Annotated in this window: 22 protein-coding genes; 2 read left to right on the top strand and 20 right to left on the bottom strand. The window is 73.6% G+C overall.

The window, feature by feature from the left end:
- Positions 1 to 4: 4 nt before the first annotated feature.
- From ACZ7LB_RS20150 to ACZ7LB_RS20175, 6 genes are all read right to left on the bottom strand, one after another.
- Entirely contained in the window at positions 5 to 1,240 is a 1,236-nt protein-coding gene (locus ACZ7LB_RS20150) for an SAM-dependent methyltransferase (RefSeq protein ID WP_471469883.1), read from the bottom strand.
- 579 nt (positions 1,241 to 1,819) lie between these two features.
- Positions 1,820 to 2,839 (bottom strand): DUF3533 domain-containing protein, encoded by a 1,020-nt coding sequence (locus ACZ7LB_RS20155; RefSeq protein ID WP_471470117.1) that lies wholly within the window; start codon positions 2,837 to 2,839, stop codon positions 1,820 to 1,822.
- 267 nt (positions 2,840 to 3,106) lie between these two features.
- Complete coding sequence (locus ACZ7LB_RS20160; protein ID WP_471470119.1) at positions 3,107 to 3,718, bottom strand: LutC/YkgG family protein; 612 nt, start codon at positions 3,716 to 3,718, stop codon at positions 3,107 to 3,109.
- Positions 3,719 to 3,807: 89 nt separating this feature from the next.
- The gene (locus ACZ7LB_RS20165; protein ID WP_471469885.1) at positions 3,808 to 5,331 is read right to left on the bottom strand and encodes a lactate utilization protein B; all 1,524 of its coding nucleotides are present in this window, start codon (positions 5,329 to 5,331) and stop codon (positions 3,808 to 3,810) included.
- On the bottom strand, positions 5,328 to 6,095 hold the full coding sequence (locus ACZ7LB_RS20170) for a (Fe-S)-binding protein (protein WP_471469887.1): 768 nt from the start codon (positions 6,093 to 6,095) through the stop codon (positions 5,328 to 5,330). The genes ACZ7LB_RS20165 and ACZ7LB_RS20170 overlap by 4 nt, the downstream gene beginning before the upstream one ends.
- A gap of 219 nt (positions 6,096 to 6,314) precedes the next feature.
- Positions 6,315 to 7,049, bottom strand: a complete 735-nt coding sequence (locus ACZ7LB_RS20175; RefSeq protein WP_471469889.1) for a FadR/GntR family transcriptional regulator — start codon at positions 7,047 to 7,049, stop codon at positions 6,315 to 6,317.
- 959 nt (positions 7,050 to 8,008) lie between these two features.
- On the opposite strand from ACZ7LB_RS20175, the gene ACZ7LB_RS20180 reads away from it, so the two are divergent.
- Complete coding sequence (locus ACZ7LB_RS20180; RefSeq protein WP_471469891.1) at positions 8,009 to 8,581, top strand: MarR family winged helix-turn-helix transcriptional regulator; 573 nt, start codon at positions 8,009 to 8,011, stop codon at positions 8,579 to 8,581.
- 68 nt (positions 8,582 to 8,649) lie between these two features.
- On the opposite strand, the gene ACZ7LB_RS20185 is transcribed toward ACZ7LB_RS20180, so the two are convergent.
- The 7 genes from ACZ7LB_RS20185 to ACZ7LB_RS20215 all read right to left on the bottom strand — a co-directional run bounded on the left by ACZ7LB_RS20185 (position 8,650) and on the right by ACZ7LB_RS20215 (position 15,968).
- Positions 8,650 to 9,381, bottom strand: coding sequence for a gamma-glutamyl-gamma-aminobutyrate hydrolase family protein (locus ACZ7LB_RS20185; RefSeq protein WP_471469893.1), 732 nt, complete (start codon positions 9,379 to 9,381; stop codon positions 8,650 to 8,652).
- Complete coding sequence (locus tag ACZ7LB_RS20190; protein WP_471469894.1) at positions 9,378 to 10,862, bottom strand: aldehyde dehydrogenase; 1,485 nt, start codon at positions 10,860 to 10,862, stop codon at positions 9,378 to 9,380. Before ACZ7LB_RS20190 ends, ACZ7LB_RS20185 begins: the two co-directional genes overlap by 4 nt.
- A gap of 157 nt (positions 10,863 to 11,019) precedes the next feature.
- Positions 11,020 to 11,727, bottom strand: a complete 708-nt coding sequence (locus ACZ7LB_RS20195) for a TetR/AcrR family transcriptional regulator (RefSeq protein WP_471469896.1) — start codon at positions 11,725 to 11,727, stop codon at positions 11,020 to 11,022.
- A gap of 28 nt (positions 11,728 to 11,755) precedes the next feature.
- Complete coding sequence (locus tag ACZ7LB_RS20200) at positions 11,756 to 12,601, bottom strand: fumarylacetoacetate hydrolase family protein (RefSeq protein ID WP_471469898.1); 846 nt, start codon at positions 12,599 to 12,601, stop codon at positions 11,756 to 11,758.
- A gap of 12 nt (positions 12,602 to 12,613) precedes the next feature.
- A complete protein-coding gene (locus ACZ7LB_RS20205) occupies positions 12,614 to 13,537 on the bottom strand; it encodes a 3,4-dihydroxyphenylacetate 2,3-dioxygenase (protein WP_471469900.1) in 924 nt (307 codons plus the stop codon).
- Complete coding sequence (locus ACZ7LB_RS20210; protein WP_471469902.1) at positions 13,530 to 14,993, bottom strand: aldehyde dehydrogenase; 1,464 nt, start codon at positions 14,991 to 14,993, stop codon at positions 13,530 to 13,532. The genes ACZ7LB_RS20205 and ACZ7LB_RS20210 overlap by 8 nt, the downstream gene beginning before the upstream one ends.
- Before the next feature lie 168 nt (positions 14,994 to 15,161).
- Positions 15,162 to 15,968, bottom strand: coding sequence for an acetoacetate decarboxylase family protein (locus ACZ7LB_RS20215; RefSeq protein WP_471469903.1), 807 nt, complete (start codon positions 15,966 to 15,968; stop codon positions 15,162 to 15,164).
- Positions 15,969 to 16,623: 655 nt separating this feature from the next.
- On the opposite strand from ACZ7LB_RS20215, the gene ACZ7LB_RS20220 reads away from it, so the two are divergent.
- Positions 16,624 to 17,979, top strand: coding sequence for a glutamine synthetase family protein (locus ACZ7LB_RS20220; RefSeq protein ID WP_471469904.1), 1,356 nt, complete (start codon positions 16,624 to 16,626; stop codon positions 17,977 to 17,979).
- A gap of 351 nt (positions 17,980 to 18,330) precedes the next feature.
- Here the strand turns inward: ACZ7LB_RS20220 and ACZ7LB_RS20225 are convergent, their stop codons facing one another.
- The 7 genes from ACZ7LB_RS20225 to ACZ7LB_RS20255 are packed head-to-tail and all read right to left on the bottom strand — an operon-like array spanning position 18,331 to position 26,049.
- Positions 18,331 to 18,711 carry a nuclear transport factor 2 family protein gene (locus ACZ7LB_RS20225; protein ID WP_471469905.1) on the bottom strand — a complete coding sequence of 127 codons (381 nt, stop codon included), beginning with the start codon at positions 18,709 to 18,711 and terminating at the stop codon, positions 18,331 to 18,333.
- A 50-nt stretch (positions 18,712 to 18,761) separates the two neighbouring features.
- Positions 18,762 to 20,210: an aldehyde dehydrogenase family protein gene (locus ACZ7LB_RS20230; RefSeq protein WP_471469907.1), complete on the bottom strand. Its 1,449-nt coding sequence runs from the start codon at positions 20,208 to 20,210 to the stop codon at positions 18,762 to 18,764.
- A gap of 46 nt (positions 20,211 to 20,256) precedes the next feature.
- Complete coding sequence (locus ACZ7LB_RS20235; protein ID WP_471469909.1) at positions 20,257 to 20,850, bottom strand: TetR/AcrR family transcriptional regulator; 594 nt, start codon at positions 20,848 to 20,850, stop codon at positions 20,257 to 20,259.
- Positions 20,851 to 20,858: 8 nt separating this feature from the next.
- Entirely contained in the window at positions 20,859 to 21,710 is an 852-nt protein-coding gene (locus ACZ7LB_RS20240; RefSeq protein ID WP_471469911.1) for an ATP-binding cassette domain-containing protein, read from the bottom strand.
- Positions 21,707 to 23,539, bottom strand: coding sequence for a dipeptide/oligopeptide/nickel ABC transporter permease/ATP-binding protein (locus ACZ7LB_RS20245; RefSeq protein WP_471469913.1), 1,833 nt, complete (start codon positions 23,537 to 23,539; stop codon positions 21,707 to 21,709). Before ACZ7LB_RS20245 ends, ACZ7LB_RS20240 begins: the two co-directional genes overlap by 4 nt.
- Positions 23,536 to 24,477, bottom strand: a complete 942-nt coding sequence (locus ACZ7LB_RS20250; RefSeq protein ID WP_161230027.1) for an ABC transporter permease — start codon at positions 24,475 to 24,477, stop codon at positions 23,536 to 23,538. The genes ACZ7LB_RS20245 and ACZ7LB_RS20250 overlap by 4 nt, the downstream gene beginning before the upstream one ends.
- 60 nt (positions 24,478 to 24,537) lie before the next feature.
- A complete protein-coding gene (locus ACZ7LB_RS20255; RefSeq protein ID WP_471469914.1) occupies positions 24,538 to 26,049 on the bottom strand; it encodes an ABC transporter substrate-binding protein in 1,512 nt (503 codons plus the stop codon).
- Positions 26,050 to 26,055 lie beyond the last annotated feature (6 nt).

A 26,055-nucleotide genomic window follows, 5' to 3' on the forward strand; every position in this document is an offset into this window, starting at 1 on the left:
GAGGTTATCGGCCTTCGGTCGGAGTGGGGCGGCGGCGCAGCAGGACACCCGTGCTGCCGCGTTTGCACAGATGGGCACGGCCGCCGCAGACGGCTTCCAGGGCGGGGCGGACGAGAACGGTCTCGTCGATCTGGTCCCAGTCGGCGGTGGCGGCGATCCAGGGGCGCAGCCGGGTGTCGAGCGCCTCGGGCTCCAGCGCGATGAAGAGGAGGTCGGTGGGCAGCGCGGCGAACCGCTCCGGGTCCTGTCCGTAGTAGAGCATCTCGACCAGCAGGTAGGCGGCGCCGGGCAGGCGGCGGGAGCCCGCGAGGTCGTCCAGCCCGTCCGCGTGGACGCCGACCGCCTCGTCGGATCCGGGGCCCTCGGCGAGCCGGGCGCGGAAGGCCGGGTTGGGCTCGGTGGCCTCGACCCGGTGGCCCTTGCCGGAGAGCCGGCTGGTGAGGGCCCCCTCGCAGGCGCCGACCTCGATCAACGGCCCGGCGTCGGGGGCGAGATGGCGGGCGATCCAGGCGGTGGTGGCGTCCAGACGCTCGTTCTCGTACGCCGAGGTGGCGAACTCCCAGGGGTCGGGCACGGAGGCCGCCTCGTCGTCCAGGCTGGCCAGCAGGGCGAACAGCCGTCGGCGTTCACCGGCTCCGGCGGTGAAGTAGCGCTCGGCGGAGGGCACCCGGCCGGTGTAGAGCTTGTGCTGCGGGGAGTCGCTGTCGAGCAGGTGCCGGGCGTGCCGGTTGACGAAGTCCAGCTTGGCGGCGACGAGTTCGCGGGGCAGGGGCCGGTCGAGGTCGCTGACGACCTGGAGGAACGGCGAGTACCCGACGGCGTGGAGCACGGGTTCGGCGTCCGGGGCCGCGGCGAGGGCGTCGGCCACGTCGTTGCCGAGGCGGCCCCGGCTGCGCCGGTTGTCGGCGGGCGAGTGGGTCCAGACGCGGACCGGGCGGCCGTCGGCGATCCGGGCGAGGCGCGTGGCGAGGGCGTCCGGTCCGGGTGAGGCGGCGCCCTCGTCGGCCTCCCGCACATGGCTGGCGAGGAGGGCGAGGCGTTCACCGAGCGTGGCGGCGGGAGGCAGCACGAGGTGGTCGCCGTGGTCGGCGAGCAGGACGTGGACCTCGCGGCCGGGCCCGGCCGGAGCCGGTCCGGGGCGTGCGACGGGGGTTGCGGACGGGGTGACGGTCGGGGTGAGCACGGAGAGAAAGTCGAGGACGGCGTCCTCGGCTCGCAGTACCACCACTGTGTCGATCACAGGCGGGTCCCCTCGGCGGAATGGGCGCAGGGCGGGAACGGTGGGCGGGGGGTGTTCTTCGGAACGGTCGCCGCGCGCGGCCCTGCGGCGCGCGGTCACGGTTTCGACGATACGACTCCCGGCGACCTATGGTCTAGACCACTACTTCGGTCAAGGTGCGCGGCGATCCGGCCAAACGTGCCGTCCTGTGCAACCCCGACGCCGATCCGTCCATCCCATGGTCAGCGGCCCGGGCGGGGCCGAAAACGACCCGAACGGGGCACGCGGCGAAGGGGGTCGGGAAGCCGGGTCCGGCTTGATCCGCACCGGGCGGCAACCCTCCCGCGCATCCCTGGTCCACCCCCGTACACCGGCCGTCCCGCCGCTCCCCCCGCACCGCGGTCCCGCCCCACCCCGTTCCCCGCGGCCCTTGCGCCACCCGCTCACCGGGCCCGCGTTCCGCGCCGGGCACCCCCGCGCCCGTCCGCCGCCGCGCCCGTGCGCGCCGCGGGCCCGGCCCCCTCTTCCGGGGCCGGGCCCGCACTCCGCCGGACGTCCCGCGCTCCGCACGGCGACCGCCGTCGGCGCGGGACCGTGCCGCTAACCCGCCGGGCGCGTCCGGTCCACCAGCGGAAGGATGCCCTCGCGCCGGTCACGCAGCGTGGCGGCGGCGATGGCCACTGCGACGCCCCCGACCGCCCAGAGCGCGAGGACCCAGTAGGCACCGGAGGTGCCGTGCCCGTCGAAGTAGACGGTGTTGCGCACCACGGTCGTCCCGGCGCCCGGCGGCAGCGCCTGCCCGATGGCCCGCCAGAACGGCGGCAGCAGGGACGGCGGATAGACCCCTCCGGAACTGGGGTTGCCCAGGATCGTGAAGATCAGGATGGTGAGGCCGAGGCCGACGGTGCCGGCCAGCGACTGGAGCGCCACCCCCACCGCTCCGGAGGCGAACACCACGAGGGTGCCGATGCCGACGAGTTCCCAGAAGCCGCCCGGCAGGCAGTCCAGCACCGGCCCGACGATGATCGCGCCCCCGATGCCCGACACCAGGGCGTACGGCACCATCGCCATCAGCCGGACCAGGCTGCGGCGCAGGGTGGGACGCTTCGACCCGGCGGCCATGTTCAGCGCCGACGCGGCGAGGTAGCCGCCGATCGTCCAGCTCAGAACGAGGTAGAAGGAGGACAGCCCCCGGGAGTCCCCGGCCGCGGGCGGACGGATGTCGCGCACCACGAACCGGCGGTTCTCCGCGCGCTCGATGCCCGCCACGATCTTCGTGGCGGCCTCGGCCGCCGACGGGCCGCCCGCCGAGGCGACGAGCAGGGTGTCGGTGGCCACGGCCGGTTCCACGATCAGGGCCGCGTCGGTGCGGCGCTCCAGCAGCCTCGACCGCGCCTCGGCCCGGTCCGCGACCGCGGTGATGTGCACGGGCTCACCCGGCAGCGCGTTCAGCCGCGCCACCAACTGCCCCTCCACCGCCTGCGGCGCCACCAGCACCATCGGCACCCGGTGGGGCTCGGGCGCGTGGAAGGCACCCATGTAGGAGAGGGCGAAGCCCAGTTGCAGGAGCAGCACCCCCACCATGACGAGCGCGGAGCGCGTCGAGACCGCGTCCCGCAGTTCTCCCAGAAGGCCCTCTCTCCGTTCCCCGCCGACCGCCGTCCGGTCGTCCCCTGTACTCGCCACCCGGCGCTCCCTCCTCCTGACCGACACCACCGCCCGGCCGCGACCCGCGGCGAGGCCGTCACATCGTCGGCCCCCCCTCCGCGCTCCCCCACTCGGACGCGCCCGGAAGCACCCGACACCGACCCGTCTGGCGGACATCCGGCGGCGTGTCGTGACGGCACCCCCGGAGGGGCGCCCGGGATACCGGCCCGGCCCGGGGCGTCAGACGTCGGTGCGGATGACGACGACCAGGGTGCGGGGGCCGTGGACGCCCTCGACCCGCTCCAGTTCGATGTCCGAGGTCGCTGACGGTCCGCTGACGAGGGTGATCGGACGGGTCGGCACCAGCCGGCCCAGGGCCTCGGGCACGCCGGCCCCGACCGAGGACAGGTCGACGACGCAGACGTGCAGGTCGGGCACGAGGGAGAGGGCGCGGCGCCCCTGGTCGGGGGAACCGTCCAGGAAGAGGGTGCCGGTCCCGGCGCAGGCGGCGGCCGAGGCGGTGACGACGCCGTCCAACTCGCGGAGATCCGGCGCGGGGACGTCCGGTGAGTCGGTGCGCACCGTGCCGTCGAAGGCGGTGAGCCAGGCGCGGTCGAGTCCGGCCGGGACGCCGATCGTACGGGCGCCGTGCGCGCGCAGGGCGTCGGCCACCGTCCCGGCGGTCCCGGCGGCCGTGCAGGTGCGCACGTCGGCACGGTAGTCGCGGAGACGGTCGGTGAACAGGGCGAGCCGTTCGCCGTCGGGCAGGACGCGTCCGGTGCGGTAGCCGCGTTCGACGGTGACCGGCGGCTTCCCGGCGATGTCCAGGGCGGCGCGGACCCGGCCGAGCACCGCTTCGCGTGCCGTGGGCCCGGACGGGGCCGCGGTTGCGGCCGGTCCCGTCGCCCCGGGGGACTCCGTCGGCGGGGTGTCGTGGCGGGTCAACGGTCCTCCTCGGTCCGTGCGGCGGCGCGCAGTTCGGCCTGTCCCTCGGCGGACGCGAACCACTCGCGGAAGGTGCCCTTCGGCGGTGCCGCGGTGTCCCGGCTGTCGCTCCAGCCGCGGAAGGGCGGGGGCAGTCTGGTGATCCTCCGGTCGCGCCCGGCGACGATCCTGCCGCCGGCCGACGCGGCCCGCTGGGCGGCGGTGTAGAGGGCGGGGCGCGCCATGACGGCCGCGGCGGCGCGCATGGCGAGCCGTTCGGCGGTGGCCCCGGACCGCTCGGTCTTCTGGTGGCGCAGTTCGACCAGCAGCGACGGGATGTCGATCTTCACGGGGCAGGCGTCGAAGCAGGCTCCGCACAGGCTGGAGGCGTACGGCAGCGAGGCGTTGGGATCGTGGGCGGTCTCGTGCATCCCGGCGAGCTGGGGGGTGAGGACGGCGCCGATGGGGCCGGGGTAGGTGGAGCCGTAGGCGTGCCCGCCGACGCGTTCGTAGACGGGGCAGACATTGAGACAGGCGGAGCACCGGATACAGCTCAGCGCCTCGCGGCCGACGGCGTCGGCGAGGGCGGCGGTGCGGCCGTTGTCGAGGAGGACGAGGTGGAAGTCCCGGGGACCGTCGCCCTCGGTCACCCCCGTCCACAGCGAGGTGTAGGGGTTCATCCGCTCACCGGTGGAGGAACGGGGCAGGAGCTGGAGGAAGACCTCCAGGTCCTGCCAGCGGGGCAGCACCTTCTCGATGCCCATGACGGTGATGAGCGTGTCCGGCAGGGTCAGGCACATGCGCCCGTTGCCCTCCGACTCCACCACGGACAGGGTGCCGGTCTCCGCGATGCCGAAGTTGGCGCCGGAGACGGCGACCCGGGTGGTCATGAACTTCTCGCGCAGATGGGCGCGGGCGGCGGCGGCCAGGTGGGCGGGGACGGCGTCGAGTCCCGGATCGACCCCGGGGATGCCGTCGAGGAAGATGTCGCGGATCTCGTCGCGGTTGCGGTGGATCGCGGGGACGAGGATGTGGGATGGCCGGTCCCCGGCGAGCTGCACGATCAGCTCCGCGAGGTCGGTCTCGTGGGCGGTGATGCCCCGGGCCGCGAGGTGCTCGTTGAGCCCGGTCTCCTGGGTGGCCATCGACTTGACCTTGATGACCTCGTCGCTGCCGGTCGCCTCCACCAGCCGGGTGACGACGGCGTTGGCCTCGGCGGCGTCGCGGGCCCAGTGGACGGTGCCCCCGGCGGCGGTGACCTCGCGCTCCAGCCGCTCCAGCAGTTCGGGCAGCCGGTTCATGGTGTCGGCCTTGATCTGCGCGCCGGCGGTGCGCAGGGCCTCCCAGTCGGGCAGTTCGGCGGTGACGGCGAGCCTCTTGGCACGGATGGTGCGGGTCGCCCGGCGCAGGTTGCCACGGAGCCGCTCGTCGCGCAGTTCGCCGCGGGCGGCCCGCGGGAACGGCTCCTCGCCGCGCAGGTTCCCCTGGCCGTAGGGGGCGCGGGGCGGCGGGGTCGGCATACCGAGGAAGGTGCGGCTCATCGGGCGGCCTCCGGGACGGCGAGCGGGGCGGTGCGGGTGGCGGCGAGGATCTGCGCGAGGTGGAGCGTGCGGGTGCCCGAGCGGATGCGGGACAGCCCGCCGCCGATGTGCATCAGGCAGGAGGAGTCCCCCGCGGTGCAGACGTCGGCACCGGTGGCGGTGACGGCGGCGGTCTTGTCGTGGAGCATCGCGGCGGAGGTGTCGGCGTTCTTGAGGGCGAAGGTGCCGCCGAACCCGCAGCAGGCGTCCGCCTCCGGCAGCTCGACGAGGTCGATGCCCTCGACGGCGCGCAGCAGCCGCAGGGGCTTGTCCCCGACCCTGAGCATCCGCAGGGAGTGGCAGGTCGGGTGGTACGTCACCCGGTGCGGGAAGTACGCCCCGACGTCGACGACGCCGAGCACGTCGACGAGCAGTTCGGACAGCTCGTAGGTCCTGGCTCGGACGGCGGCGACACCCGAGCGCAGCGCGGCGTCGCCGTACCGCTCCGCGATCAGCGGGTGCTGGTGGCGCACGCATCCGGCGCATGAGCCGGACGGCACGACGACGGCGTCGAGGGAGCCGTCACCGAACCGCTCGGCGAAGTCCCGGACCAGCGGCAGGGGTTCCCGCTGGTATCCGGTGTTGATGTGCATCTGCCCGCAGCACGTCTGCCCCGGTGGGAAGACCACCTCCTGCCCGAGGCGGCTGAGCAGGAGCGCGGTGGCCTTCACCGCGTCGGGGAAGAGGGTGTCCCCCAGGCAGGTGGCGAAGAGTCCGATGCGCACGGGGCCTCCATGGGGTTTATGGTCCGACCACATTAACATCGCACCCGGAGGGGGCGGCGAAGGGCGCACCGGACGCCCGGGAGGCCACGTCAAGCATGCTCATGACAATCACGCTCGCGGCCCTGGGACCCTTCGCACGGCCCGACGCGACCCGGCACCCCCGTCCCTGGACGCTCCCGGACGGGCTCCGGTCCGCGGCACCGGCCGGGACGGCAGCACTCACACGTCGTCGGGGCGGCCGGCGACCAGCGTGCCGTGGAAGCCGCGGATGTGGCGTTCCACGAGATCGGCGGCGCCCTCTCCGTCGCCCGCGCGGACCAGGCGCAGCAGTTCCGCGTGCTCGGCGTTGAGGGCGGCGGCGGTGGCCGCCCAGTCCGGCGCGCCCTCCTCCGCCCGGAGGATCAGGGTGCGTACCGATTCGCGGACGGCGGAGGTGAGGGTGGAGACGAGACGGTTGCCGGAGCCGCGGGCGACCAGCACGTGGAACTCGGTGTCCAGCTCGTTGAACTCGACGGCCGCGAGGCCGGGTTGCCGCATCCGGGCCAGCAACTCCTCGGCATGGTCCAGGTCCTCGGCGGACGCGGTTCCGGCGGCGGCGGTGAAGCTGGAGCGTTCCAGGGTGACGCGGGCCTCCAGGACGTCCTGGAGGTCGTAGCTGCCGAGCGCCAGGTGCAGGCGGAGCAGGCGGCCGAGGGCGTCGTCGGGGTTGCGCACCATCCGGGCCCCGGCGTCGGCCCCCCTGCCGGGGTGGGCGACCAGGATGCCGATGGTCTCCATGACGCGCAGCGCCTCGCGCAGCGCGGAGCGGCTGACACCGAGGGCGGGGGCCAGTTCCCGCTCCGGCGGGAGGCGGTCGCCGGCCTTCAGCTCCCCGGCGAGGACACGCTCCTCGATGGTCCGCAGCACGAGTTCATGGGTCCGTGACTGCTGCACCGGACGCCACTCGGCCGCCATCGCATCCTCCCGGGTCGGTCCCCGCCGAGTCTATGTCACAGCATTCTGTGGTCGGACCGCACGACCGTCCACCGCGGGCCCGCCCGGCCGTACCGCCACCGCACCGTACGGAGGGCCGACGGCGGAGGCCGTACGGAGCCGGAGCGCACGAACGGCGCACCCTGAACCCGGAGCCGACGCCGGAGCCGGGCCCGGCCGACCTCGGCGCGCGCCGACCGCGCACTCCACGGGACGGACAGGAAGAAGCCCCGCCCCCGTGAAGGGGCGGGGCTTCTCGTGGAGCGCTGGGCGGGCCTTGCACCTGCATTTCCCCGCAGGAAGCGGGGCGTCTTTCCTTAGACGACCAACGCGTGCCGTTCGACCGATGATCTTGCGGCCGAACAATGATGATCTTAGCGCAGACCCGCCGAGGACGCACATCGGGCCGCCGGGAGCCCGGCGGGGCTCAGTCGGCCCGCCGGTCCTGCCCTCCGGCCACTCCGTGCAGTCGTACGGGGCACTGCCCCCCTGCCCGCCGGGGACAGCCTGGGCACCGCCCCCCCTGTCCGGGGCCACCGCCCCGACGCGCATCGGTCGGGGACGCGGCGGAGGCCGCCGACGTGGAGGCGGATGACGCCGCCGGGGTGGGCGCCGACGCGGACGCCCGTCCGCCGGGGAGGGTCACGGAGCGGATGAGGTACGCCTTCCCGGCTGGTGCGCCCTGCGGTCCTCCGGGGTGTCCGGCGGTGCGGAGCCGGGCGGCGCACCGCCGCCGGACCGTTCCCCGGGGCCGTCTGCCGAGCGGTGTCCCCCACCGGACGGCGCCCCGAACGGCCGTGCGCGCGGGGGCGACACGCACACCCGGCCGCGTTCGCGGCGGCCCCGTGGAGCGGCCCGGCGCCGCCCGTACACTGGGGTTCCGAACGACCGTACCGGCCGGCGGGCCGGGCGGAGGCGCACCGGAGACCCAGGGAGCGAGCGTGCCCGGCCAGCGATCCATCACGGAAGCGGAGAAGCGCGCGGAGGCCAGGCTCGGCGGCATTCCGATCCGGCGCGAGCGGATGGAGGCCGTGGCCAACATCTACCGGGCCGCCTCGACGGTCCGCCACCACCTGGAGAACTCCGTGCTGCGCGGCTCGGACCTGACCTGGACCGCCTTCGTGGTGCTGTGGGTGGTGTGGGTGTGGGGCGAGTCGGAGACCCGGCACGTGGCCGGGGAGGCAGGTGTCTCCAAGGGCACCCTCACCGGGGTGTCCCGGACCCTGGAGTCCCGCGGGCTGCTCCACCGCTCCGGCCACCCCACCGACGGACGGCTCGTCCTGCTGCGCCTCACGGAGGAGGGCGAGGAGTTCATGCGGCGGGTGTTCCCGGCGTTCAACGACGAAGAGGCCTTCGTCACCTCGTCGTTGAGCGACGAGGAGTGCCGGGACCTCGCGGACGGGCTGCGGCGCGTGGTGCTCCAGGTCGAGCGGCACGGCGAGGACCGGCGCCGCTCGCTGCTGGACGGCGCCGAGCCCGCTCCCCGGCGCAGCGGCCGGAGGGCCAAGGGCTGAACGGGCCGGGCGCACCGGGCGGTACGCGTCCGGCGGTGCGTGCACCGGCGGACCCGGGCGGCCGGGGTTCAGCGCACCACGCGTGCCGCGCCGACGAAGGCGTCGAAGAGGCGCTGCTGGGCGGGGTCCTCCGCCGCCGTGTCCTCGGGATGCCACTGCACGGCCAGGAACCAGCCGCCGGTACCCGGTGCCTCCAGCGCCTCCACCGTGCCGTCGGCCGCCCGCGCGGTGACGGTCAGACCCTCGCCCGGCCGGTCCACGCGCTGGTGGTGGTAGCAGGACGCGGTGGCCGTGCCGGTGCCGGTGGCTGCGGCCACGACGGAGCCGGGGGTGAGCGCCACCGGGTGCCGTACGTGCCGGTGTTCGCGGCCGGGGCCGCCCATGTCCTGGTGGAGGGTGCCGCCGCGGACGGTGTTGACCACGTGCAGGCCGCGGCAGACCGCCAGCAGCGGCAGCCCCAGGGCGAGCGCCTGCCGGGCGGCCTCCAGGTCGAAGGCGTCCTGCTCGTCGTCGACGTCGTAGACGCTCTCGTGGACCTCCCGGGCCCCGTAGCGGTGCGGGGACAGGTCGCCGCCGCCGGGGAGCAGCAGGCCGTCGAAGCGGGCCAGGCGCGCGGCGGTCCCGGCCGGGTCGGCGGTACCGCCGGGGGCGTGCGGATGGAGGGACACGGGTTCGCCCCCGGCCCGCCACACGGCGTCCACCAGGGCGCGGGCGTTGACCTCGGCGGCGTACCGCAGGGCCGAGGCGGTGGCGGAGAAGCGGGCCGGAACGGCGATGAGCGGACGGGGCGCGGGGGTCACAACTGGATCCAGGTGGTCTTGAGTTCGGTGTACTTCTCCAGGGCGTGGGCGGACTTGTCGCGGCCGTTGCCGGACTGCTTCATGCCGCCGAAGGGGACGGTGAGGTCGCCCTCCTCGTAGCAGTTGACCCAGACGGTCCCGGCCCGCAGGGCGCGCGAGACCCGGTGGGCGGTGGACAGGTCGGCGGTCCACAGTCCGGCGGCGAGCCCGTAGTCGGTGGCGTTGGCGAGGGCGACCGCCTCGTCGAGGTCGTCGAAGGGGAGGACGGCCAGGACGGGTCCGAAGACCTCCTCTCGTGCCAGGCGGCTGTCCGGTGCGACCCGGTCGAGGACGGTGGGCCGCAGATAGGCGCCGCCGGTGTCGGCGAGGATCCGTTCCCCGCCGGTGCGCAGCCGGGCGCCGTCGTCGACGGCGGTGCGGACGTGGCCGAGCACCCGGTCCAGGTGGTCCTGTCCGACCAGGGCGCCCATCCCGGTCGCGGGGTCGAGGGGGTCCCCGACCCGCAGGGCTTCGGCGTGTCCGACGACCGCCTCGGTGACCCGTTCGGCGATGGAGGAGTGGACCAGCAGCCGGGAGGGTGCCGTGCACATCTCGCCCTGGTTGAAGAAGACGCCCCAGGCGGCGGTGGCCGCGGCCCGCTCCAGATCGGGGGCGTCGGGAAGGATGATGTTGGGCGACTTGCCGCCGAGTTCGAGCCAGACCCGCTTGAGGTTGGAGTCGGCGGCGTAGCGCAGGTAGTGGCGGCCGACGGCGGTGGAGCCGGTGAAGGCGAGGACGTCGACACCGGGGTGGAGGCCGAGGGCGCGGCCGGCGACCGGTCCGTCGCCGTTGATTACGTTGAGGACGCCGGGCGGCAGTCCGGCCTCGGTGGCGATCCGGGCGAGGAGCAGGGCCGACAGGGGCGCGTGCTCGGACGGCTTGAGCACGACGGTGCAGCCGGCGGCGAGCGCCGGGGCGACCTTCCAGCCCGCGAGGGTCAGCGGGAAGTTCCACGGGACGACGGCGCCCACCACCCCGGCCGGTTCCCTGGTGACGAGGGCCAGGGCGTCGGGGGCGGTGTGCGGGGACTCGTCGGTGAGCTTGCCGGCGAGTTCCCCGTACCAGCGGAAGGTGCCGATCAGGGCGCGGAGTTCGATGTCGTGGGCGTCCTTGACGGGCTTGCCCATCTCCAGGCTGACGGTGAGGGCGAGGTCGGCGCGGTGTTCCTCGATGAGGTCCGCGACGCGGAGCAGGGCCCGGCCGCGTTCGGCGGGGGCGAGCCGGGGCCAGGGGCCGCTGTCGAAGGCTCGGCGGGCCGCCGCGACGGCGAGGTCCACCTCCCCGGCGCCCGCGTCGGCCACCCGGGCGAGGACCGTGCCGTCCCTCGGCGAGACCACGGCGAAGGTGTCGCCGCCGTCGTGCCAGTCGCCGTCGATGAGGTGCCGGACGGGGTGGCGCAGCGTCGCCGCGCGGCGCTTCCAGTCGTCTGCGGTGGCGTCCACCGTGGGCCTCGTTTCCTGGGGATGCGGGGGTGGGGCGCGGCGTCCGGGGGTGTCCGCCGGGCGCGGCGGCCGCGATGTCGTTTCGGGCCAAACGATATGGGCCCATGGTCGGCGTGGAGCGGTCCGTGCGCCGAGGGAGAGCGGGGCCGCCGGGGGCTCAGCTCCCGGCGGGGCCCCCGGCGCCCGGCTCACCGGGGTCGGCGGGATCGGCGGGATCGGCGGGGTCGCCCGGATCGCCGGTGCCACCGGAGCCGCTGGGCTCGCCGTGCTCCGCCAGCCCGGCCAGCAGCCGCCGCAGCTCGGCCAGCGCCTCCTCGGTCACCTCGCGCTCGCCGAAGACCAGCTGGTGCAGCACGAGGCCCTCCAGGGCGGCGAAGACCAGCCGGGACAGCCCCCGGTCGACCGGCCGCGACAGGATGCGGGACAGGTCGTGCCGGGCCGCGGCGAAGTAGCCCTCGTACAGGTCCCGCAGGTGCGGCATCAGCTCCGGTGTGCGCCGGGCCTCCAGGAGGAGTTCGTACTGGAACGCCTGGAGGTCCGGCCCGGACTCCACCAGGCCGTCCAGCCCCGCGGCGAAGTCCTCCGCCCTGCCGGTTCCGTTGTCCAGGGCGTTGACCCGCAGCGAGGAGCGGACGGCGTGGTCGACGGCCCCCTCGATGAGGGCGTCCCGGGAGCCGAAGTGGTGGACGACCAGCCCGTGGGTGACGCCCGCCTCCTCGGCCACCGCCCGGTAGGTCAGCTTGCGCAGCCCGCCCCGGGCCACCACCCGCACGGCGGCGTCCAGCAGGGCGCCCCGGCCCGACCCGTAGTTGGTCACGCGCTTGCGGCTGGCGCGCTCACCGGCGGGCCCGAGGGGTTCGGTCATGGCGCCGACCCTACCGGCGGGTCCCCGGTCACCGCCGGGGCGGCCTGATCCCGCGGAACTCCCAGTCGCCGCCGAGCGCGGTGGACAGCACCTCCTCGGACTCGGTCGGCTGGGCGCCCACGTCGGCGCGGATGGCGGTGGGTCCGGTGACCACGTGGTTGGTGAGCCGCCCCAGCCCCTCGACCTCCACCTCGACCACGTCGCCGGGCCGCACCGGCCGGGAGTTGGCCGGGGTCCCGGAGAGCAGCACGTCGCCGGGGTGAAGGGTGATCGTGCGGGCGATGTCCGCGACGAGGTAGTGCATGTCCCAGGTCATCTCGTCGGTCGAACCGTCCTGCACCACCTCGCCGTTGACGTAGGTGCGCAGCCGCTTGCCGTGGAAGTCCCAGTCGGTGACCAGGCCGGGGCCGAGCGGGCACAGGGTGTCGGAGCCCTTGACCCGGAGCATGGAGCCCGCGTCGGTGTCCCGGAAGTCGTGCAGTCCGAAGTCGTTGGCCACCGTGTACCCGGCGATGTACTCCCCCGCGTCGGCCGGGGCGATGTTGCGGGCGGTGCGGCCGATGACGATGGCGACCTCGCCCTCGTAGTTGAGCCACTTGCAGCCCTCGGGGCGCACCACCGCGCCGCCGTGGCCGTTGAGCGCCGAGGTCGGCTTGTGGAAGTAGGTGGGTGTGTCCGGCAGGCCGATGCGGAACTCGTCCACCCGGCTGCGGTGGTTGAGGTGGACGGCGATCACCTTGGAGGGGACGACCGGCGGCAGATGGAGGGCGTCCTTGGCGCGGACGCGCCGTCCGTCGCCGGCGACGAGGTCGTCGCCGTCGCGGACGGTCTCCACGGCGGCGCCGTCGAGGAGGATGCGGCGGTACTCGGGCATGGCGGGGCCTCTCTAGGCGCTGCGGGAATCGGTGGGCCGGGGCGCGGGGGTGCCGGTCCAGCCGTCGGCGGGTCGGTCGAACCACATCAGCACCTGGCCGGTGCCGACGGAGTTCTCGTACTCGCCGTACTGGCGGCCCGGTGCGGTGCAGGCGCCCTCGCCCAGAGCGCCGGCCATCATCAGGTAGTGGCCGAAGCGGGCTTCGGGCTTGAACCGCGCGAACTCGTCCATGGTGTCCAGGACCCGGTCGTGGCGGCCCTCCCGGAACCAGTCGATGCGCTCCTCGTCGGCGGCGCGGGCCTCGGGGGTGAAGATGTGGACGGGGTCGCTGGCCTCGTGGTCGCGCAGTTCGCGCAGCGGCCAGAAGGTGTGCGACAGGGCTCCGGAGGCGATCAGCAGGACGCGCCGGCCCGGGGTGGCGGCGATGCCGTCGGCGAGGGCGCGGCCGAGGCGCAGGTGGTCCTCCGCGTCGCCGGTCTGGCAGACGCCGATGCTCACCCAGCGCTTGTCGGGCAGTCCTTCGCCCAGGTACTTCCAGAGGTTGGTGGTGGCGTAGTAGACCGGCAGGCAGTCGTCGTCGATCGGGGTGATCCAGGTTCCGTGCCGGTCGGCGAACGAGGCGATGTTGGCGGCGAGTTCGGGGTCGCCGGGGTAGTCGTAGGGCATCCGGCTCATGCCCCGGGGCAGTTCCTCGGAGGTGAACAGGCCGGCCCTGCGCCGCTGGGCGGTGACGACGAACTCGACGGTGGTGGCCCAGTGCGAGTCGAGGACGACGACGGTGTCGTAGTCGTCGCGTTCGAAGACGTCCCGGCGCAGTTGCCGCAGTCCGGTGACGAGGGTGATCTCCTTGCCCTCGTTGAGCTCCAGCCGGGTCGCCTCGGGCAGCACGATGGTGGGCACATGGGCGAGCAGGCCGGCTCCGACGATCTCACCCATGGTCGTTCCATCCCTTCGGGGCGGTGACGGTGTTCTTGACGTCGCAGTAGAAGTCGAAGCTCCAGGTGCCGCCCTCGCGCCCGACTCCGGAGTCGCGCGAGCCGCCGAACGGGGCCCGCAGGTCGCGGACGAAGAAGCAGTTGACCCAGACGGTTCCGGCGACCAGGCGGGCGGTGACCCGGGCGGCGCGCGAGGGATCGCCGGTGGCGAGCGTGGCGGCCAGGCCGAAGCGGGTGTCGTTGGCGAAGCGGACCGCCTCGTCCTCGCCGGTGAAGGTCTGGAGGGTCAGGACGGGGCCGAAGACCTCCTCCTGGACGATCTCGGAGTCCTGGCGCACGTCGGTGAGAAGGGTCGGCGCGTAGTACTGGCCCTCGCCGCGGTGGCCGCCGATGACGGCGCGGGCGCCGTCGGCGAGGGCGCGACGGACGAAGCCGTCGATCTTGTCGAGCTGGCGGGGGTGGATGTTGGGGCCGATGTCGGTGGCCTCGTCGCGGGGGTCGCCCTGCCGGAGCCGCGAGGCCCGGTCGACGAAGCGGCGGGTGAACTCCTCGGCCACGGACTCCTCGACGAGGATGCGGGTGGCCGCCAGGCACACCTGCCCGGCGTTGTCGTACTGCTCGACGGCGAGGTCGGCGGCGAGGTCCAGGTCGGCGTCGGCGAAGACCAGCAGCGGTGACTTGCCGCCGAGTTCGAGGCTGAGCGGGGTCAGGTGCGCGGCGGCGGAGGCGGCGATGTGCCGGGCGGTCGGCACGGAGCCGGTGAAGCTGATGCGGCGCACGTCCGGGTGTGAGGTGAGGGCGTCGCCCACCTCGGAGCCGTAGCCCTGGAGGACGTTCAGGACGCCGGGCGGCAGTCCGGCCTCGGCGGCGATGTCCGCGAGCAGCGACGCGGTCAGCGGGGACCATTCGGCGGGCTTGAGGACGACCGTGTTGCCGGCGGCGAGGGCCGGGGCCACCTTCCAGGTGGCCAGCATCAGGGGCGCGTTCCAGGGGGTGATCAGGACGCAGGGGCCGGCCGGGTCCCAGGTGACGTGGTTGGTGTGGTCGCGGGTGGTGAAGTCCTCGTGCTCCAGTTCCTCCAGCCGGTCGGCGAAGAAGCGGAAGTTGTGGGCCACGCGGGGCATCACGCCGCGGCGGTGGGAGCGCAGCAGGGCGCCGTTGTCGGTGGTCTCGACGAGGGAGAGGTCCTCGATGCGCCGGTCCACTCCGTCGGCGACGGCACGCAGCAGGCGGGCGCGCTCGGCGCGGGGGGTGGCGGCCCAGCCCGGGAAGGCGGCCCGGGCGGCGGCGACGGCCGCGGCGGCCTCGGCCGGGGTGCCCCGGGAGATCTCGGCGAGGGGGGCGCCGTCGATGGGCGAGGTGTCGGTGAAGGTGGCGGCGGAGGCGACCCGTTCGCCGCCGATCCAGTGCCGGGTGTCGACGGGGACGCCGGCGACGGTGGTGAGGTGTGCGCTCATGGCCTCTGCTTCCTGGTGGTCCGGTCGGTGTGCTGCGGTGGCGACACGGGGCGCCGCGTTCCGGGGGCGGTGCGGGCCCGGGCGGTCCCGCGCGCCGGTGCGGTGCGGGCACCGGGCACGGGGACGCCCGTGCGGGCGGTCACCCGGCGGGGGCGCCGGGGAGCGCCGTCAGCGGGCCCCGGAGGTGTGCGACTCCAGGAGGCGTCCGCCGTCCCACACCACGCCGATCTGCCGGTAGTAGGCAGCGATCGGTTCGCGGATCTCCAGCCGGGCCAGCTCCTCGGTGGGTGCCTCGAAGAGTTCCAGCTCGGCGTCGCCGACCCAGGGCTGCCCGCCCTCGAAGGAGGCGGCTCCGGACTCGACGAGTTCGTCCAGGGCGAGCCCCCGGCCCTTCTCGATGGAGGGCAGCCAGCGGTGGTGCGCCATGGGGTGGCCGTTGACGAACCCGTTGGTCCCGGAGGGCTCCCGCAGGGTGACGACGGCCTGGGCGAGGCGCCGGTCGGCGGCGGCGAGGCTGGCGCCGAAGCGGGCCCCGGCCTCGATGCGCGGAGCCGGGCCGTAGGGGTGCGGGCGGGTCTGGTGGATGGAGCCGAGCTTCTTCGGGTAGCCCTGGTGCAGTCCGCGGGCGACGGCGAAGTCCTTGTCGACCCAGATGTACACGCAGCGGGTGTAGGTGCGGTCCCGGTACTTGCAGCGGACGACCGCGAAGGCCTCCTTGTACTGGGCCAGCACCGGGTCGGTCAGTTCCCGTCCCGAGGCCGAGCAGGACTGCCAGTCGGCCCAGATCAACGCGACCGCGCCGGGGTCCTCGTCGGCCAGTTCCAGGGGCTCGGGCAGCAGTTCGCGCACCCGGGCCGGGTCGGTGCGGTACTCGACGGTCAGCAGGTCGCCGGAGTAGTGCCACGGGGGCGACGGGATCAGCGAGGAGTCACCCGTCGCCGTCTTGGGGTGGAAGAAACCGCGGACACTGGTCACTGGGGGCTCCTTGAACGGCCGCTCGGACGGCTGCCGGAGGGACGGGGGCCGGCCGGGCGGCGGGGCTGGACGGCCGGGCGGTACGGGCGGGTGGCGCGCCCCGGCGGCGGTGGAGCCGGGGCGTTGCGGACGGAGCGGTACGGGCGCGGTGGACGGGGCACGGGACGCCCCGCCCGGTGGTGCGGGTCCTCGCCGGTCACGGACCGGACCGGGACCGGCCGCCCGGGAGGGCGACGGCCGGTCGGACGGATCGTGTCCGGCGCCGCGTCGGCCGGACCGGACCGCCGGGCGGCGGCCGGTCGGGCGGACGGTCCGCCGGACCATCTGTCCGCCGGCCCGGTCGCCCGATGACCGTCGATCCACACCTGCGGCCGAACGGACGGCGGGACGGACGGACCGACGGGCCCGCCCGGCCGACCGGCTCGTTTGGCTTCAAACAACATAGGAAGCCGGAGACCTCTGGTCAATACCTATCCGGATGGATAAATTCTGCGGCAGACCCCTTGCGGGAGGGCCGCCGCCCTCCTTACCGTTTGACCTCACACAGGTGAACGGCCTCCTGCGCCCGCGCAGTTCGACACGGCCCCTTCCGCCTCCTCTTCCTCTCCCCGCGCCCCCAGCCCCCTCGGGCGCCCCTTTCCCCCAGGAGACCCCGGTGAGCGCAACCGACACCCCGACCGTCAGCCGGCACATGGAGCGGCTCGCCGCCGAGGGCATCGACGTGGTCCGGGTGACCTATCCCGACCTCATCGGCACCGAACGGGCCCGGGACGTCCTGCTGGACCACCTGCCCTCGGCCGTGGAGCACGGCCTCGCGTTCTGCCGCGCCGTCTACCACACCAGCCCCCAGGGCGACACGGTCGCCGTCCCCGGCGGACTGGACGCCGGCCTGCCCGACATCCGCGTCGTGCCCGACCTCGGCACCCTCACCGCCCTGCCCTGGGAGCCCGGTGTGGCCACCTGCCTGGGCGACGTCACCGACCCGGCCACCGGGCTGCCCGCCCCCGAGTCGCCCCGCGACCTGCTGCGCACCGTCCTCGACCGGTGCGCGGAGCACGGGCTGCGGCCCGTGGTCGGCCCGGAGCTGGAGTACTTCCTCTGCGACGCCGACCCCGCCGCCGCCAGCGGCTGGCGGCGCTACAGCGACGCCGACGGCGTCGTGTACACCGCGGGCCTGCGCGCCGACCCGGACAACCACCTGCTGCGCACCCTGCGCCTGCTGGGCGCCATGGACATCGGCGTCAGCAGCGGCAACCACGAGTACGACGGCGCCCAGTTCGAGATCAACCTCACCCACTCCGACGCCATGGACGCCGCCGACCGCGCCTTCCGCTTCAAGTCCGCGGTCAAGGAACTGGCCCGGCGGGAGGGCCGCCTGGCCACCTTCATGGCCAAACCCTTCAACGAGGCCGGGGGTTCCGGCTTCCACCTCCATCTGTCCTGCCTGGACGCCGACGGCGACAACGTCTTCGCCGACCCCGCCGCGCCCCACGGCCTGTCCGCCACCGCGCGGCACGCCATGGCCGGCATCCTCGCCCACGCCCCCGCGCTGACCGCGCTGGCCAACCCGACGGTCAACTCGTACAAGCGCTTCGGGCCCGACACCCTGGCGCCCTGGCTGATCGACTGGGGCCTGGACAACCGCAGCGCCATGCTCCGCGTCCCGCCGGAGCGCGGCCCCGCCTCCCGGTTCGAACTGCGGCTCGGGGACGCCAGCGCCAACCCGTACCTGCTGGTCGCCGGTACCGTGGCGGCCGCCCTGCTCGGCGTCCTGGCCGGGGAGGAGCCGCCCGCGCCCCTGGAGGGCTACGGCTACGACGCCGCGCGCTCCCCCGTCCTGCCGATGTCCCTGACCGCCGCCCTGGACGCGCTGGAGGCCGACACGGCCCTCACCGGGCTGCTCGGCAAGGACTTCACCGCCTCGTACGTGGCGTACAAGCGCGACGAGGCGGCCCGCTTCCACCGTCACGTCACCGACTGGGAGTTCACCGAGTACGCCTACCACCTGTGACACCCGTGGGAGGGCGGCGGCCCGCGCCCCCCCTCCGTCCTCAGGTCCGCCCCGTCCGGCGCCGCGCGCGAATGGCCGCCACCGGACGCGGCGGACCTCGCGCGTTCCCGCCCCCGCGGAGGGTGCCTGCCCGGGAGTGCCGCCGAGCCGCCGACGGAGCACGCGCGCGTTGGTGGCGTTCTGCCAGCGCTTGAAGCCGAACGCAGGGCCGGCAGACCTGTCCCCGGGCGGCTCACCCCTCCCGGCCGGCCCGCCCGGACACACCGTGCCGAGCCCGCCGTACCGAGCCCGGGACGGCTGAAGGGCCCCGGATCTCCGGGGCCCTTCAGCCGTGCGCGCGCCGGGCCGGGATCACTCCGGGTCGCGGCGGAAGAACGTCTTGCCGGCCAGCCGCCAGACCCCGTCCTGACGCACCAGGGAGAAGTGGTTGCTGAAGTCGTGGCCCTGGTAGCCGCGTTCGTCCAGGACCGCGACCGCCACCTCCCCGCTCACCTCGACCGAGCGGACGGTGTACGAGTACCCCGGGGTCCACTCCCCCGGGGTGTCGGCCGCGACCACCTCGCAGAACGCCCCGATGGGCGCGGACACCAGCTCGGTGCCCAGGTAGCCCCACATGTGGGCGTCCGGCCGGAAGGCCGCCCGGACGGCCTCGGCGTCGCCGGCGCCCACCGCGGTCACATAGGCCTCCACCGCGGCGCGCACGCCGTCGTGGTCGGGAGTGTGCTCAGTCATCTGCTCCGGTCCTCTTCTCTGCGGGCGTGCTCCTCGGTCGGGACGGGGCCTCAACCGTGGTGCATCCACACGCCCTTGGTCTCGGTGAACACGTCCAGCGCGTAGGAACCCATCTCCCGGCCCCATCCGCTGGACCGGAAACCGCCCCAGGGGGCGGCGGGGTCGGGTATCGCGGGCATGTTGACGAACACGGCGCCCGCGTGGATCCCGGCCACCAGCCGGTGGGCGGTGGACAGGTCGCGGGTCCAGACGGCGGCGGCCAGGCCGTACCGGGTGTCGTTGGCCCGTGCCGTCAGTTCGTCCTCGTCCTCGTAGGTGAGGACGGGCAGGACGGGGCCGAAGACCTCCTGGCGGGCGATGGCCATGTCGTCCCGGACACCGGCGAACACGGTGGGCCGGTAGAAGTTGCCCCGCTCCAGGGGGCCTTCGGCGCGGGCCCCGCCGGTCACCAGTTCGGCGCCCGCGGCGACACCCTCCCGCACCATGGCGTCCACCCGGGCCAGATGGCCGTCGGTGACCAGCGGGCCCAGTTCGGTCTCCGGTGCCAGTCCGGGGCCGAGCCGCAGGGCGGCGACCGCGGCGGCGAGCTTCTCGGTGAACTCGTCGGCCCGTCGCCGGTCGACGTAGAAGCGGGAGTAGGCGGCGCACACCTGGCCGCTGTTGAGCAGGGCGCCCTGCACGTTCCCCCGCACGGCGGCGTCGATGTCCGCGTCCCGGGCGACGATGCTGGGGGCCTTGCCGCCCAGCTCCAGGGTGACCCGCTTGAGGTCGGCGGCGGAGGCCCGCACGATCTCCTGCCCCACCTCCGTGGAGCCGGTGAAGGAGACCTTGTCCACGCCGGGATGGCCGACGAGGTCCCGGCCGGTCTCCGGGCCGCCGGTGAGCAGGTTGACGACACCGGGCGGGAACCCGGCCTCCTCGCACAGCCGCACCAGGCGCACGGTGGTCAGGGGGGTCTGCTCGGCGGGCTTGACGATCACGGTGTTGCCGCAGGCCAGGGCCGGGGCGACCTTCCAGGCCGCGATCATCAGCGGGAAGTTCCACGGGGTGATGAGCGCGCACACCCCCACGGGTTCGCGACGGGTGTAGTGCAGGGTGTCCGGGAAGGAGACGGGGCTGACACTTCCCTCGATCTTGGTGACCCAGCCCGCGTAGTAGCGGAAGTGCTCGGCCGCCCCGGCGACGCTCACCCCCCGCGCCACGGCCAGGGGCTGGCCCTGGTCGCGGGTCTCCAGCTCCGCCAGCTCTGCGGCGTCGCGCTCGATGAGTTCGGCGACCCGCCAGAGCAGCCGGGCGCGCTCCGCGGCGGGCAGGGCGGCCCACGCCGGGTCGGCCAGGGCACCGCGCGCGGCGTCCACCGCGGCGTCCACCTCGGCCCGCCCGGCCGCGGCGCACCGCCCCAGCGGCGCGCCCGTGGCCGGGTCCAGGGTGGTGAACTCGGCGCCGTCGGCGGCGTCCGTCCACTCACCTCCGATGAAAAGCTGGCCTCGCACGTCCATTCGGCATCCTTGTCCTGTGAGTCAGCGCGGCGGGCGGGCGCCCGGTTCAGTCGTCGAGCCTGCGCATCAACCGGTCGACGTGGGCGAGGTATTCGGGGATCAGCGTGCCGTCCGGGAACATCAGGGAGGTGACGTTGGCCCCGATGGACATGCCGATGATCTCGCCCGCGAGTCCGCTCACCGCGGGCTCGTCGGCGGCCTCGTCCCGGCCGCGGGCGGCGGCGATCCGGGTACCGAGCAGCCGCCGCCACTCGTGGAGGTGGTTGCGGTACAGGACGGCCAGTTCCTCGTTGGCCATCGAGTGCTCCCACAGCGCGAGCAGCACCCGGGCGGAGTCGATGCGGTACCGGTCCAGGGGCAGCGTCGCCTCGATGTCGCGGCGCAACGCCTCCCGGGGGTCGGCCGAGGGGTCGCCCTCCTGCATCATCCGCTCGTGCATGTCCGCGAGCACGCTCTGGAACGTGGCGGCCACGATGCTGTCCTTGCTGGGGAAGTACCGCTTCAGGGCGCCGTTGGCGAAGCCCGCCTCCGCGACGATGCTCCTCATCGTCGCGGCCTCGAAGCCGCCCTGGATGATGAGCTTCTTCGCGACGGCGACGATTTCCCGCCGTCGTTGATCGTGGTCGATAATCTTCGGCATAGTCTTTCCTACGCTACTGGCGATCCGGCCGTCGCACGAAGACCGAGCCAGCTCCTCCTGCGCTCGGCCTGCCGGCCCGGGTCCGCGACCGGTGAGGCCAGCAGCAGACGCCGGGTGTACGGGTGTTCGGGGGTGCGGGTCACCGTCTCGTTGGGCCCGGTCTCCACACACTCCCCCTGGTACATCACGGAGACGCGGTGGCAGATGCGGCGCACCACGTTGAGGTCGTGGGAGACGAAGAGGTAGGAGACACCGGTCTCCCGCTGGATGTCGATGAACAGGTCGATCACCGCGGCCTGGGTGGTCAGGTCCAGGGCGCTGACCGGCTCGTCGCACACGATCAGGCGCGGCCGGCGCACCAGGGCCCGGGCGATGGCGATGCGCTGCCGCTGGCCGCCGGAGAACTCGCTGGGGTAGCGCGACACGGTGTCGGCGGGCAGCCGGACGTGGTCGAGCATCTCGGCCACCGTCGCCCGCGCCGCGGCCCTTCCGGTGCCGGAGGCCGTCAGCGGCTCGGCGAGGATCTGGCCGACGGTCATCGTGGGGTCGAGGGAGCCGTAGGGGTCCTGGAACACCACCTGGAGGTCGGCGGCCAGCCGCCGCCGGGCGGCGCCCCTGGCGTGGGTGATGTCCCGGCCGTCGAAGCGGACGGTGCCGGAGGCGACCGGGGCCAGGCCCAGGATCGCCTTGCCCAGCGTCGACTTGCCCGATCCGCTCTCCCCGACCAGTCCGACGCACTCGCCGGCGCCGATGGTCATGGAGACGCCCTTGAGCGCGCGGAACACGGTGCGTCCGCGGCGGTAGTCGATGACGAGGTCCTCGACCTCCAGCAGCGGGCTGTCCTTGGTGTCCGTGCTCACGTGTGCACCGTCCGTCCGGCCGTGTTCCACGCCGCGTCCAGGTCGTCGCGGCTTTCGGTGTCGTCCTGCGAGGCCCGGATCAGCTCCGCGGTGTAGGGGTCGGCGGGCTGGGCGAAGATCCGCTCGACCGGCCCCGTCTCGATGACGCGGCCGTCCCGCATCACCGCGACCCGGTCGCAGATGTCGGCGACCACGCCGAAGTTGTGGGTGACGATGACGAGGGCCATCCCGTACTCCTGCTGGAGCTCGCGCAGCAGCTCCAGCACCTCGGCCTGGACGGTGACGTCGAGGGCGGTGGTCGGCTCGTCGGCGACGAGGAGCTGCGGTTTGCCCGCGACGGCGCCGGCGATGAGGACGCGCTGCGCCATGCCGCCGGAGACCTGGTGCGGGTAGGAGGCCATGACGCGCTCGGGGTCGGTGATGCCGACCCGCACGAGGATGTCGTGCGCCCGCTCCCTGGCCTGACTCTTCGTCAGTTTGTGTACGGAGCGCAGGGGTTCGACGAGCTGGTGCCCGATGGTGTAACAGGGGTCGAGGTTGCTCATCGGCTCCTGGGGGACGTAGCCGATCCGGGTGCCGAGCAGGGCGTGGCGCTTGGCCCGGGGCAGCGAGCCGACCTCCTGGCCGCCGACCCAGATGCCGTCGCAGGTCGCGCCGCCGTTGACGGGGAGCAGGTCCAGGGCGGAGAACACGGTCTGCGACTTGCCCGATCCGGACTCGCCGACGATGCCGAGGACCTCGCCGGGGGCGACGTCCAGGCTGACCCCGCGGACGACCGGCTTGTCACCGTGCGGAGTGCGGTAGGTGACGCGGAGGTTCTCGACGCGCAGGGCGCTGTCCCCGACGGCGTGCACCAACTCGCCGGTGGCGGCGGGCGCCTCGGCGGCGGTGCTCCCGGCGGACGCGCCGTCGGCCTGCTTCGCGGCGGCCGGGGCGGCGGAGCGGCGGCGGGGGCGCACCGGCTCGGTGCGCACGCTGACCAGGTCGGCGAGGGTCGACCCCATGAAGGCGAGGGCGGCGATGGTCAGGCCGAGGGCGGCGGAGGGCCACAGCAGGATGAGCGGGTGGGTGCCCATGGTCCGGAAGCCGTCGTTCATCATCTGGCCCCAGTCGGGGGTCGACGCGGTGCCCACCCCGAGGAACTGGAGACCGGTCTGCATGCCCATCGCGACGCCCGCGGTGAGCGCCGACTGGATGATCACCGGCGCCTGGACGGCCCGCAGCATGTGCGCGCGCAGGATCTTGACGTGGGTGAGTCCGGCTACCCGGGCGGCGTCGACGTAGGGCTCCTTGCGCACGGCGAGGGCCTTGGAGCGCGAGATGCGGTAGTAGCCGGGGGCCATGAAGGCGCCGACGGTCACCATCAGCACCGTGAAGTCGGCACCGGTGCCGGCCGCCACGATCAGCAGGACGATCATTCCGGGCACGGACTGCAGGCCGTCGCTGATCCACGAGCAGATCCGGTCGGTGACCCCGCCGAAGTACCCGGCGGCCACGCCGGAGGGGACGCCCAGCCCGATGCCCACGAGACACGCGATGGCGGCCCCGTAGACGGTGGTGCGGGCGCCGTAGAGCAGGCGGCTGAAGATGTCGCGTCCGGCCGAGTCGCCGCCCATGAGGTGCTCGGAGCTGGGTCCGGCCTGGGTGAGGGAGTAGTCGACGAGGTTGGGGTCGTGCGGGGCCAGCAGCGGGGCGAGGAGTCCGGCCAGGACGACGGCGAGGAAGACCACCAGCGCCGCGACGCCGAGCGGGCGGCGCAGATAGCGGGACCAGAGGCGTCGCTGGGAGCGGACGGGGTCGCCGGGTGCGGGGATCACGGCATCGGTCATTGCTCGCGCACCTTCGGGTTGATCCAGCCGAGCACGAGGTCGAGCAGGAAGTTGATGAGGACGACGAAGACGACGGTGACGGCGGTCAGCCCCAGCAGGATGGGGATGTCACCGATCTGGGAGGCCGACTGGGTGAGGCTGCCGATGCCCGGGAGGTTGAAGATGATCTCCACCACGATGGCGCCGCCGAGCAGGCCGACGAACATCACGGCGAGCACGGTCAGGGCGGCGGGCGAGGCGTTGCGCAGCACGTGCAGGGTCACCCGGCGGGAGGACAGGCCGCGGGCCCGGAGGGTGCGGACGAAGTCCTGGTTGGTGACCTCCAGGAAGCCGTTGCGGAGCTGTTCGGCGATCATCACGATCGCGCCGAGCGCCAGGGCGACCGCGGGCAGGGTGATGGAGCTGAGCCATCCCGAGCCGGAGTGGGTCAGGGGCACGTAGCCCACCGCGGGGAACCACTTGAGCCGCACCGCGAACGTCATGACCAGCACCAGGCTGACCCAGAAGCCGGGCAGGGCGAACAGGACCACGGAGGCGAGCTTCAGCACGCGGGCCAGCAGGCCGCCCGGACGCAGGCCGGTGGCGACGCCGACGGCGATCCCGACGACGGCCGCGAGGAGGGTGGCGGCCACCACGATCGACAGGGTGACCGGGACCCGCAGCGCGATCTGGTCGGAGACGGGCTGGAAGTTGCGCCACGAGGTGCCGAAGTCACCGCGTACCGCGTGGGAGAACCAGTCCCAGAACTGTACGAGAAGGGGCCGGTCCAGTCCGAGCCGTTCGTGCAGGGCCGTCCGCTGCGCGGGGGTGGCGTTGTTGCCGAGCAGGCCGGCGGTGGGGTCGCCGATGGCCAGGTGCGCCAGGAAGAAGGTGGCGGAGGTGACGACGAGCAGGAGGGCTAGTCCTGACAGCAGTCGCCGGATCGTGAATCTGATCATGTAGGGGCCCCTCTGGGGGTGGGGCCGCCCGTCGCACGGGCGGCCCCACCGGTACGGGTACTAGCCGCGCTGGACGAATCGCAGGGTCGGGAACATCATCCCGGTGATCGGGGTGACCGTGATGTCCTTGGTGCTGAAGTAGGTGTTGTTCGCCTGGTACCACACGTCCTGCCAGGCCTGATCGGTGATTTCCTCGTTGAGGTCACGGATCAGGGGCACCTGCGCGTCACCGGTAGCCGCCTCGATCTTCCCGACCAGCTTGTCGACCTCGGGGAAGTCCTTGACCGACGGGTTCGGGTTGAACCACTGCTCGGAGGTGATCCGGCCGTCCACCGAGGCCGCCGGGTTGGAGTCCAGTGCGAGGACCGCGACGAACATGGGGTAGGTGGCCGCGTTCTTCTGGTAGTCGGCGGGCGACATGTTCTTCCAGGTGACCTTGATGCCGAGCTTGCCCAGGGTCTGCTGGACGGACGGCTGCCACGGCTGGAAGATCGACGACATCGGCAGGGTGACCTTGAAGCCGTCGGCGTAGCCGGCCTCGGCCATGAGCTTCTTCGCCTTGTCCATGTCGAAGGCGTAGCGGTCGTTGAGCGACTCGTCGTAGGCCGCGCGTCCGGCCGGGAACACCTGGTTGGTGGCGACACCCGCGCCCTGGCCGACGGACTTCAGCATGGCGGCGCCGTCGAAGGCGTGGTTGATGGCCCGCCGCACCCGGACGTCACCGAGGGGCTTGAGCTCCTTGCCGGTGCGGTCGGTGAACTGGATGCCCACCCAGGTGGCGACGTCGGAGGCGACGTTCCAGCCGTTCTCCTTGGCCCGGGGGATGTCGGCGGCGTTGGCGTAGGCGATGTCGAGCTGGCCGGAGAGCATGGCGTTGAAGCTCGCGGTCGGGTCGGGGATGGGCAGCACGCTCACCGAGCCGAAGGGGAAGGTCTTGTCGTCCCAGTGCCCGGACTGCTTGGTGAAGACGTACTCGGAGCCGGGGGTCGAGCGGCCCGTGTCGAAGGTGTACGGGCCGGAGCCGACGGGGGCCTTGGCGAGCGAGTCGGCCTCGATGGCGGCCGGGGAGGCCATCCAGCTGCGGCCGAGGCCCATGTAGTAGAGGAGCGCGTCGTCCTTCTTCTTCAGGTTGAGGACGATGGTGCCCTCGTCGACCTTCTTGAAGCCGGAGACGTTGGCGTAGGTCTGTCCGGACCGGACGCCCGCCTTGAGGTGCTCGAGGTTGCTCAGCGCGGCCTCGGCGTCGAAGGGCTTCCCGTCACTGAACTTCACGCCGCTGCGCAGCTTCATGGTGAGGGTCAGGCGGTCCGAGGAGTACGTCCACGAGGTGGCGAGCCCGGGGACGGGGTTCGAGTCCTTGTCCAGGGAGACCAGCGGGTCGTACACGGCCGACAGGTACGGTCCGTCGAAACCGATGTCGGCCTGCGCCGGGTCCCAGGACGTCACGTCGAGCAGCGTCCCGATCTTGATATCGTTCTTGGCGCCGCCACTGGAAGTGTCGGCGGTGTTGGTACACGCGGCCATCGCGAACGCGGCGACCGCGACAAGTGTGGCTCTCCAGATTCTCTTCATGGAATC

The sequence above is a fragment of the Streptomyces sp. NPDC107521 genome (assembly GCF_055598485.1).